The following is a 9902-nucleotide window of genomic DNA, read 5'->3' as shown; positions in this document are numbered from 1 at the left end:
CGCCGCCGGCGGCGGGGCCCATGTGACCGATTACGACTTCTCGTTCGAGGGTCCCTTCGGCCGCTACGACCAGGCCCAGCTGCAACGCGGCCTGCAGATCTATACCGAGATCTGCTCGGCCTGCCACGGGCTGGAACTGGTGGCCTTCCGGACGCTGTCCGATCCGGGCGGTCCCAGCCTGAGCGACGAGGCGATGCGCGACTACGCGAGCGCCTTCGAGGTGTTCGACGAGGAGTTGGAAGACTGGCGGCCGGCCAAGCCGATCGACCACTTCCCCGAATCGATGGACCCCAACGCGCCGGATCTGAGCCTGATGGCCAAGGCGCGCGTCGGGTTCCACGGGCCGCATGGCACCGGGCTCAACCAGCTCTTCAAGGGCATGGGCGGCGCGGAATACATCGCGACCTACCTGCAATCCTTCACCGATGACGTGAAGGAAGAGGCGGGGTCGGTCTTCTACTACAACCATGTCTTCCCCGACAACTGGAGCGGCATGGCTCCGGCCCTCTATGGGGATGACGTCTTCTATGCCGACGGCACCGAAGCCACCATGCAGCAGGAGGCGAAGGACGTCGCGGCCTTCCTGATGTGGGTGGCAGAGCCGCATCTGATGGCGCGCAAGCAGGCGGGTTTCGTCTCGGTGATGTTCCTTACGGTGCTGACGGTTCTGCTCTACCTGGCGAACAAGCGTCTCTGGGCGCCCTACAAGCCCAGTAAACAGGTCTGATCCTGTCCGGATCGGAAGGAAAACGCGCCCCGAGGGGCGCGTTTTTCGTTACGCCTTGCCCCCTGGCGGAGGCCGGGGGGCCGTCTGCCCCCCGGACCCCCCGAGGATATTTCGGGCCAGAAGAAGGGAAGGCTCAGCCCAGATAGGCGCGCAGCGCCGCGGGCGGGTCGGCCAGGAGCGCCGCGGTGGGGCGCGGGGGATGCGCGATGCCGTCCGCGACCAGCATGGTCTCGTCCGCGATGGCGCGGGCATCGGCGGGGTCGTGGGTGACCAGCAGGACCGTCGCGCCGGTTTCACGGGCGAGATCCCTGACCAGCCCCAGCATCTCGGTCTTGAGCGCGGGGCCGAGTGCGGCGAAGGGTTCGTCGAGCAGCATCAGCGGGCGGCCGCGCAGCAGGATCCGCGCGAGCGCCACCCGGCCGCGCTGGCCGCCCGAGAGTTCGGCGGGTTTGCGCGCGCCCAGACCTTCCAGCCCGACGCGGGCCAGGGCCGCGTCGACCGCGCCGCGTTGATCGGCCGAGAGCCGCAGGTCGGGGCGCAGGCCAAGACCGACATTCTGCGCGGCGGTCAGGTGGGGAAAGAGGTTGTTGTCCTGAAACAGCATCGAGAGCGGCCGCGCGCCCGGGGCCAGCGGGCCGAGATCGGTACCGTTCCACAGCACCCGCCCCGATGTGGGCGGAAGGAACCCGGCGATCGCGTCGAGAAGCGTGGATTTTCCCGCACCCGATGGCCCCAGCAGCGCGACGATCCGGCCGGGTTCGACGGTGACATCCGCCGAGAGGCGGAACGCGCCCTGCCGGATTTCCAGCCGCTCAAGCCTGAGCATGGATGCGCCCTCCGCGGTCGAAGATCCAGAACAGTCCGAGGCTGAGCGCGAGCAGCAGAAGGGCCGCCCCCGCCGCCGCCTCCATCCGGTAGGCGGCCACGAGCCGGTAAAGCTGCAAGGGCAGGGTGGCCCGGTCGGGATCGGCGAACAGGGCGATGACGCCGAGATCGCCCATGGACAGCGCCGCCGCGAGGCCAAGCGTGAAGCCGATGGGTCGGCGCAGCCGGGGCAGCAGCACCAGCCGCAGCCGGGCGGTGCCGCGCAGGCCCAGGCTGTCGGCAAGCCGGCCAAAGGCAGCCTCGGCTTCGGCCACGGCGGGGGTCAGGGCGCGCAGGGCGAAGGGCAGGCTCATCGCCGCGTTGACCAGCGCGGTCAGCGGCAGGGCCAGCGCGACCGGATCGGCCAGCGGAAAGAGCAGGATGAACAGCCCCGTGCCCATCACCAGCGGCGAAGCGGCAATCGTCATCAGCCCGGCTGCCTGCAATGCTGCCCCCGGCGCCCCGCCCAGCCGCACCGCCGCCAGCGCCATCGGCAGGGCCAGAATCAGCGTCAGCGCCGCCGAGCCCAGCGCCACCGCCAGCGAGCGCCCTGCGGCCTGCCAGACGGAGGGGGGCAGATCGAGGATGCCGGTCAGCCCGCGCGCCACGATCATTCCCAGCGGCACCAGCAGGAACAGCGCGGCTAGCCCGATCCACAGTCCGTCCAGCAGCCGCAGCCCCGTTCCCCCGGCATCCCGGCGCGTCAGCGGCCGGTCGAGCCCCGCGCCGAACCCGCCCGGCACCGTCACCGCGAAGGCCAGCGCGGCCGCACCTGCGCAAAGCGCGACCTGGATCAGCGACAGCAGGGCGGCGCGGCCCAGGTCGAATTCGAACCGGAACGCCTGGTAGATCGCCAATTCCACCGTCGTCGCCCGCGGCCCGCCGCCCAGCGTCAGGGCCACGGCGAAACTGGTCATGCAGATCAGGAAGATCACGAGGAAGGCGCCGGGCAGCACGCTGCGCAGCATCGGCCATTCCAGCAGCCGGGCCATATCGCGCGCGGAAAAGCCAAGCGAGGCTGCCAGCCGGAACCGTTCCGCCGGGATCGCAAGCCAGCCTTGCAGGATCAGCCGCGTGGCCAGCGGGAGGTTGAAGAACACATGCGCCAGCACCACGCCGCCCAGCCCGTAGATGTCGATGGGGCCAAGGCCCAGCGGCGCCAGTGCCTGCGAGATCAGCCCGCTGCGCCCGAACACCGCCAGAAGCCCGATGACCGCGACGATCACCGGCAGGATGAAGGGCGCGCCGAGCAGGGCGATCAGCAGCGCGCGGCCCGGGAATTGCCGCCGGGCCAGCGCGCGCGCCACCGGCACCGCAAGCGCCACGCTCAGGGCCGCCGACAGCAGCGCCTGGGTCAGCGTGAAGCGCAGCGCCGCCCAGTCGGCGGGGCCGAGCGTCGCGGCGCCCTCGGCCCGCCAGGCGACCGCGGCCAGCGTGCCGAGGCTCAGCCCCAGCATCGCGCCCGCCGCGGCCAGCCCCGCGGGCAGCGCGAGTCCTAGCGGCTGAGCGCGTCGCGCCATTCGGCCAGGGCCGTATCGCGGACCGCCGCGGCCTTTTCCGCGGAAAGCAGAAGCGAGGTTTCGGGGCGGAACAGGGTCTGAAAGCCTTCGGGCAGCCCGGCCGCGGGCGTTACCGCCGGATACATCCAGTTGGTCGTCGCGATCACCGACTGGAAGGCATCCGACAGCATGAAGCGCAGGAAATCCTGCGCCAGTTCCGGCTGGTCCGAGGAGGCGACGCGGCCTGCGACCTCGACCTGAAGGTAATGGCCTTCGGCAAAGGGCGCGGCGGCCTTGCTGTCGTCGTCCTCGGCGATCAGGTGATAGGCGGGCGAGGTGGTATAGCTGAGCACCATGTCGGCCTCGCCGTCCAGGAACATCCCGTAGCTTTCCGACCAGCCCTTGGTCACGGTCAGGATGCGCGGGGCAAGCCCGGTCCAGATCTGGGGCGCGCGGTCGCCATGGGCGGCCTTGACCCACATCAGCAGGCCGAGGCCGGGGGTGGAACTGCGCGGATCCTGGATGACGATCTTGAGATCCTCGGCGGCGATCAGCGCCTCGAAACTGTCGGGCGGTTCGGGCAGGCGGGTCTTGTCGTAGACGAAGGCGAAATGGCCCCAGTCATAGGGCAGGAAGGTCGCGTCGGTCCATTCGACGGGCAGATCCAGCGCGGGCGGCGCGATCCCGTGCGGCGCGAACAGGCCGGTTTCGGCGGCCGCCGCGATCAGGTTCGTGTCGAGCCCCAGCACCACGTCGGCCGGGCTGCGCGCGCCCTCCAGCCGCAGCCGTGCAAGCAGCGCCGCACCATCGCCCGCCGCGACAAAGCGAAGGTCGCAGCCGCAGATGGCCTCGAACGCGGTTTTGATCTGCGGACCGGGCCCCCAGTCCGAGATGAAGCTGTCATAGGTATAGACGGTCAGCACGGGGGTCTCGGCCACGGCGGTCGTGGCGCACAGAATCCCCGCGGCGATGAGCGGCAGTCGCATGGTCATCCTCCGTTTGCGGGGCGGTCGGGCAAGGGTGGAGGTTGTCCAGTCACCTTCCCTCCGCCGGTTCTAACCGGGTCAGGTTCGACGGGTTTGCGGGTCTTTCCGTATCTCAGCCCCATGACGGGGCACCCCGAGGTGAACCCGACGCTAGCGCGCCGTGGGCCGGCCCGCAAGGCAAAGCTCTTGAGGGGGCGGCGCCCGACCGCTATGCCGGACGCGCCACAAGGAGAGCCCGCATGAGCCTGAACAGTTTCGGCCACCTGTTCCGCGTCACCACCTGGGGCGAAAGCCACGGGCCCGCGCTGGGAGCGACCGTCGATGGCTGCCCGCCGGGCGTGGCGCTGGACGAGGGGATGCTACAGCACTGGCTGGACCGGCGCAGGCCGGGGCAGAACCGGTTCACGACCCAGCGCCAGGAACCCGATGCGGTGGAAATCCTGTCGGGCATGTTCGAGGGGCGGACCACCGGCACGCCGATCCAGCTGATGATCCGCAACACCGACCAGCGGTCGAAGGATTACGGCGACATCGCCCAGGCGTTCCGACCGGGACACGCGGATATCACCTATTGGCAGAAATACGGCATCCGCGATCCGCGTGGCGGGGGGCGGTCCTCGGCGCGCGAAACCGCGGCGCGGGTGGCCGCGGGCGGCGTGGCGCGCGCGGTGCTGGGGGTGCTGGCGCCCGGGATCCGGATCACCGGCTACATGGTGCAGATGGGGCCGCATCTGATCGACCGCGAACGATTCGACTGGGCGGAGATCGAGGCGAATCCGTTCTGGTGCCCCGATGCCCGGACGGCCGAGGACTGGGCCACCTATCTGGACGAGATGCGCAAGTCGGGCAATTCCGTCGGTGCGGTGGTCGAGGTGGTGGCGCAGGGCGTGCCCGCCGGTCTGGGCGCGCCGGTCTATGGCAAGCTCGACAGCGATCTGGCCGCCGCGATGATGAGCATCAATGCCGTCAAGGGCGTCGAGATCGGCGCGGGCATGGCCGCGGCCGCGCTGACCGGCGTCGAGAATGCCGACGAGATCACGCCGGGCGCGGATGGCCAGCCGGTCTATGCGTCGAACCATGCAGGCGGGATCCTGGGGGGCATCTCGACCGGGCAGGACGTGGTGGTGCGCTTTGCCGTCAAGCCGACCTCGTCGATCCTGACGCCGCGGCGCACGATCACCCGGGCGGGCGAGGAAACCCAGATCGTCACCAAGGGCCGCCATGATCCTTGTGTCGGCATCCGCGCCGTGCCGGTGGGCGAGGCGATGATGGCCTGCGTGATCCTGGATCACCTGCTGCTGGACCGGGGCCAGACCGGCGGGGTGCGTGGCCTTATCGGTTAGGCCTCGGCCTGCCGTATCGCCGCCCCGGAGGCGCCCAGAACCTCGATCACCCTGGCCTGGATATCGCGGGCGTTCAGGCGGGCGACCGCATACATGTCGGCCGGGTTGGCCTGGTCGATGAAGATGTCGGGCAGCATCATCGCGCGGAATTTCAGCCCGCGGTCGAACACGCCCCGTTCGGCGTAAAGCTGGGCGACATGGCTTCCGAAGCCGCCCAGCGCGCCTTCCTCGATGGTGATGACGGCCTCGTGCTCGCGCGCGAGGCGCAGGATCATGTCCTCGTCCAGCGGCTTGGCGAAGCGGGCATCCGCGATGGTGGGGCGGATGCCATGGGCGGAGAGCGCCTGCGCCGCCTCGCGCACCTCCTTCAGCCGCGCGCCGAAATTCAGCAGCGCCACGCGGCTGCCCTCGGCGATGATGCGGCCCTTGCCGATCTCCAGCGGTGTGCCCTTTTCGGGCAGCTCGACGCCCACCCCCTCGCCGCGGGGAAAGCGGAAGGAAATCGGGCCTTCGTCATGGGCCACGGCGGTGGTGACCATGTGGACAAGTTCGGCCTCGTCGGCGGCGGCCATCACCACGAAACCGGGCAGGTTCGCCAGAAACGCGGTGTCATAGGCGCCGGCATGGGTCGGCCCGTCGGCCCCCACAAGCCCCGCCCGGTCGATGGCGAAGCGCACGGGCAGCCGCTGGATTGCCACGTCATGCACGATCTGGTCATAGCCCCGTTGCAGGAAGGTCGAGTAGATCGCGCAGAAGGGTTTCTGCCCGCCCGCCGCCAGCCCCGCGCAGAACGTCACCGCGTGCTGTTCCGCGATACCCACGTCAAAGCACCTCTCGGGAAAGCGTTCGGCAAAGAGGTTCAGCCCGGTGCCGTCCGGCATCGCGGCAGTCACGGCGACGATCCTGCGATCGGCGCGCGCCTCGGCGATCAGGGCATTGGCGAAGACCTTGGTATAGCTGGGCGCGTTGGCAGGCGTCTTGACCTGTTCGCCGGTCGCCACGTCGAATTTCGAGACGCCATGCCCGCAATCGGGCGCGTTTTCCGCGGGGGCGTAGCCCTTGCCCTTTTTCGTGATGACATGGATCAGCATCGGCCCCGTGGCGCGCGCCTTGACCGTGCGCAGAATCGGCAGAAGCTGGTCCAGATCGTGGCCATCGACGGGGCCGACATAGGAAAACCCCAGTTCCTCGAACAGCGTGCCGCCGACGGTGACATGCTTGATCAGGTCCTTGGCGCGTTTCGCGCCTTCCTGGAACGGCGGGGGCAGGAAGCCGACCGCGCCCTTGGCCAGCGCCTTGAACTCCTGGAAGGGTGCGCCCGCGTAAAGCCGGTTGAGGTAGGTCGACATCGCGCCCACCGGGGGGGAGATGGACATCTCGTTGTCGTTCAGGATCACGAAGAGCCGCATCTTGAGGTAACCGGCATGGTTCAGCGCCTCGTAGGCCATCCCCGCCGACAGCGCCCCATCACCGATCACCGCGATGGCGTCGCCCACGCCTGCCTCGGGCGCGCTGGCCAGATCGCGCGACACCGCATAGCCCAGCGCGGCCGAGATCGAGGTCGAGGAATGGCCCGCCCCGAAGGCATCGTAGTCGCTTTCCTTCATCTTGCAGAAGCCCGACAGCCCGTCCTTCTGGCGCAGGGTGCGGATGCGGTCGCGCCGTCCGGTCAGGATCTTGTGCGGATAGCATTGGTGGCTGACATCCCAGATCAGCCGGTCGCGCGGCGTGTCGAACACCGCGTGGATCGCCACTGTCAGTTCCACAACGCCCAGCCCCGCGCCCAGATGCCCGCCGGTCTCGGACACTGCGGAAACGGTTTCCTGCCGCAATTCATCGGCCAGCTGGATCAGTTCGGCATCGGACAGGCCCTTGAGGTCGGTCGGGCTGGTGACGCGGTCGAGCAGCGGCGTATGGGGACGGTTGGTCAAGCGATCGGTCCTTTGGGGCGCGTAGGTCAGGTGTCGCGCGCAATAACGAAGCGGGCGGTTTCCCGCAAGACATCGGCCCTTGGGCCGAAGGGGTCCAGCGCGGCGCAGGCCTCGTCCACCAGATCGCGCGCCCTTGCCCGGGCGCCATCCAGTCCCAGCAGCGAGACGAAGGTCGCCTTGCCCGCATCGGCATCCTTCTGCACGCGCTTGCCGGTCTTTTCCACGTCGCCCTCGACATCGAGGATGTCGTCGGCGATCTGGAAAGCCAGTCCCAGCGCGGTCGCGTAGGATGACAAGGGCGCGACATCGGCACCGCCCAGCCGCGCGCCTGCCTCGGCCGACCAGCGGATCAGCGCGCCGGTCTTGTTGGCCTGCAACTCGGTGATCTCGGCCAGGTTCAGCGCCCGGCCTGCGGTTTCCGCCGCGATGTCCTGGGCCTGGCCCAGCACCATGCCGTCGATGCCCGCGGCCCGCGCCAGCGAGGCCACGAGGTCGATCCGCACGGACGGGGCGGGATGGCAGGCGGGATCGGCCAGCAGGCCGAAGGCCAGCGTCTGCAACGCATCGCCCACCAGCAGCGCGGTGCCCTCGTCCCATTTGATATGCACCGTGGCCAGGCCCCGGCGCAGGTCGTCGTCATCCATGCAGGGCATGTCGTCATGGACCAGCGAATAGGCATGGATCGCCTCGATGGCGGCGGCGGCATGCACGGCCTGACCGGCCGACACGCCGTAAAGCGTCGCCCCCTCGATCACCAGAAAGCCCCGCAGCCGCTTGCCGCCCGCCACCGCATAGCGCATCGCGTGCGTCACGGGCTGGTCGGCGGCATCGGCCAAGGCCCGCATCAGCCGCGCCTCGATCAGGGCGGCGGCGTCCTTCAGTTGCGACTGGAACATCACATCCCCTCGACCGGGGTGGTGCCGGTGGGATTGCCGTTGCCGTCCAGCGTGATCTGGGCGACCTTTTCCTCGGCTTCCTTCAGCTTCTTCTCGCAATGCCGTTTCAGCGTCGCGGCCTGTTCCGACAGCGTGATCGACTCTTCGAGCGGGACGTCGCCCCGTTCCAGCGCCGTGACCGCCGCCTCCAGCGCGGCCATCGCCTCCTCGAAACTCATCTCGGACACCGGCTTGTCGGTCATGCGCCCCGCTCCATCAGCCCCTTGACATGCGCCGCGACGGACGCGGCCAGCGCATCCAGATCATAGCCGCCCTCCAGTGTCGAGACCACCCGGCCGCCGCAATGGGCGTCGGCGATGTCGCAGAGCCGCTCGGTGATCCAGGCGAAATCCTCTGCCCCGAGGTCTAGCTGTGCCAGCGGATCGGCCCGGTGCGCGTCGAACCCCGCCGAGACGATCAGCAGATCGGGTGCAAACCCGTCCAGCCGGGGCAGGACCTGCCTTTCCACCTCGGCCCGGAACCGCGCGCCGTCGGAATGGGGCGGCAGGGGCACGTTCAGGATGTTGTCATGCGCGCCGCGTTTGTCGGGCGCGCCGGTGCCGGGGTAAAGCGGCATCTGATGGGTCGAGACGAACAGCGCGCGCGGTTCGTCCCACAGGATGTCCTGCGTGCCGTTGCCGTGATGCACGTCGAAATCCATGACCGCGACCCGCGCCAGCCCGTGATGGTCCAGCGCGTATTTCGCCGCGATCGCCGCATTGGACAGCAGGCAGAACCCCATCGCGCGCCGCGCCTCGGCATGGTGGCCGGGCGGGCGCATCGCGACGAAGGCCTTGCGGGCCTCGCCGCTCAGCACCATGTCCACCGCCCGCAGGCACCCGCCCAAGCCACGCAGCGCCGCCTGCCAGGACCCGGGCGACAGCCATGTGTCGGGGTCGATCGCCACCTCGCCCGAGACCGGCACCGCTGCCCTGAGCTTGTCGATATAGCCCTGCGGATGGCCGCGCAGCGCCTGCGATGCGTCGGCCGGCGGCGCGGCTTCGCGGATCAGGAAGGTGAATTCGGGCGCGGACAGTGCCTCGTTCACGGCCTCGATCCGGGCCACGCGTTCGGGATGGCCGGGCGGCGTGACATGGGTCAGGGCGTCGGGATGGGTGATCAGCGCGGTTGTCATGTCGCAAAGGCTAGGGGGCGGGGCGCGGCCCGGCAAGGCTCAATCGGGCGCCAGCATGTAGCCTTCGCCCCGCACCGTCTGCAGATAGCGCGGCTGGCGCGGGTCGGCCTCGATCTTGCGCCTGAGCCGGGTGATCTGGACATCGACGGCGCGTTCCTGGGCCTGGTCGCCGTCGCGGCCCAGTTCCTCGACCAGCCGGGTGCGGCTGACGGCCTCGCCGGGGCAGGCGGAAAAGATGCGCATCAATTGCGCCTCGGTCGCGGTCAGGCGCACCCGTTCGTCGCCCGTCCACAACTCGCCCCGGCCGACGTCATAGCGCACCAGCCCCAGATGCAGGACCTTGGGCAGATCGGCCGGGGTGCTGACCTGCGGCACCCGGCGCAGGATGGCATTGATCCTGAGCAGAAGTTCCCTGGGCTCGAAGGGCTTGGGCAGGTAATCGTCGGCGCCTGCCTCGAGTCCCGCGATCCGGTCCGAGGTTT

Annotated in this window: 10 protein-coding genes and 1 riboswitch; of the genes, 2 read left to right on the top strand and 8 right to left on the bottom strand. The window is 69.5% G+C overall.

Annotation, left to right across the window (positions count from 1 at the left end):
• A partial coding sequence (locus tag ENN83_RS14820; RefSeq protein WP_287188280.1) for a cytochrome c1 occupies window positions 1-727 on the top strand: 727 nt, incomplete at its 5' end.
• A 133-nt stretch (window positions 728-860) separates the two neighbouring features.
• Here the strand turns inward: ENN83_RS14820 and ENN83_RS14815 are convergent.
• The 3 genes from ENN83_RS14815 to thiB are packed head-to-tail and all read right to left on the bottom strand — an operon-like array spanning window position 861 to window position 4076.
• Complete coding sequence (locus tag ENN83_RS14815) at window positions 861-1553, bottom strand: ATP-binding cassette domain-containing protein (protein ID WP_287188278.1); 693 nt, start codon at window positions 1551-1553, stop codon at window positions 861-863.
• Window positions 1540-3111: a thiamine/thiamine pyrophosphate ABC transporter permease ThiP gene (locus ENN83_RS14810; RefSeq protein WP_287188276.1), complete on the bottom strand. Its 1572-nt coding sequence runs from the start codon at window positions 3109-3111 to the stop codon at window positions 1540-1542. Before ENN83_RS14810 ends, ENN83_RS14815 begins: the two co-directional genes overlap by 14 nt.
• Window positions 3087-4076 (bottom strand): thiamine ABC transporter substrate binding subunit, encoded by a 990-nt coding sequence (gene thiB / locus ENN83_RS14805; protein ID WP_287188274.1) that lies wholly within the window; start codon window positions 4074-4076, stop codon window positions 3087-3089. Before thiB ends, ENN83_RS14810 begins: the two co-directional genes overlap by 25 nt.
• A 38-nt stretch (window positions 4077-4114) precedes the next feature.
• Window positions 4115-4222, bottom strand: a riboswitch (TPP riboswitch).
• Window positions 4223-4315: 93 nt separating this feature from the next.
• Between thiB and aroC the strand changes: the two genes are divergently transcribed.
• Window positions 4316-5419 (top strand): chorismate synthase, encoded by a 1104-nt coding sequence (aroC, locus tag ENN83_RS14800; RefSeq protein ID WP_287188272.1) that lies wholly within the window; start codon window positions 4316-4318, stop codon window positions 5417-5419.
• Here aroC and dxs read toward each other — a convergent pair.
• From dxs to ENN83_RS14775, 5 genes are all read right to left on the bottom strand, one after another.
• Entirely contained in the window at window positions 5416-7350 is a 1935-nt protein-coding gene (gene dxs / locus ENN83_RS14795) for a 1-deoxy-D-xylulose-5-phosphate synthase (RefSeq protein ID WP_287188270.1), read from the bottom strand. The genes aroC and dxs overlap by 4 nt on opposite strands.
• A 26-nt stretch (window positions 7351-7376) precedes the next feature.
• Entirely contained in the window at window positions 7377-8246 is an 870-nt protein-coding gene (locus ENN83_RS14790) for a polyprenyl synthetase family protein (RefSeq protein WP_287188268.1), read from the bottom strand.
• Window positions 8246-8488, bottom strand: a complete 243-nt coding sequence (locus tag ENN83_RS14785; RefSeq protein ID WP_132693354.1) for an exodeoxyribonuclease VII small subunit — start codon at window positions 8486-8488, stop codon at window positions 8246-8248. The genes ENN83_RS14790 and ENN83_RS14785 overlap by 1 nt, the downstream gene beginning before the upstream one ends.
• The gene (locus ENN83_RS14780) at window positions 8485-9420 is read right to left on the bottom strand and encodes a histone deacetylase family protein (RefSeq protein WP_287188266.1); all 936 of its coding nucleotides are present in this window, start codon (window positions 9418-9420) and stop codon (window positions 8485-8487) included. The genes ENN83_RS14785 and ENN83_RS14780 overlap by 4 nt, the downstream gene beginning before the upstream one ends.
• A 39-nt stretch (window positions 9421-9459) precedes the next feature.
• The coding region (locus tag ENN83_RS14775) for a winged helix-turn-helix domain-containing protein (protein ID WP_287188264.1) at window positions 9460-9902 on the bottom strand (443 nt) is incomplete at its 5' end.

Source organism: Rhodovulum sp., assembly GCF_011048875.1.
In the GTDB taxonomy this organism is placed as follows: Bacteria; Pseudomonadota; Alphaproteobacteria; order Rhodobacterales; family Rhodobacteraceae; genus Rhodovulum; species Rhodovulum tesquicola.
The sequence above is the reverse complement of the archived record's forward strand: the minus strand, read 5'-3'. Positions and strand labels throughout refer to the sequence as shown.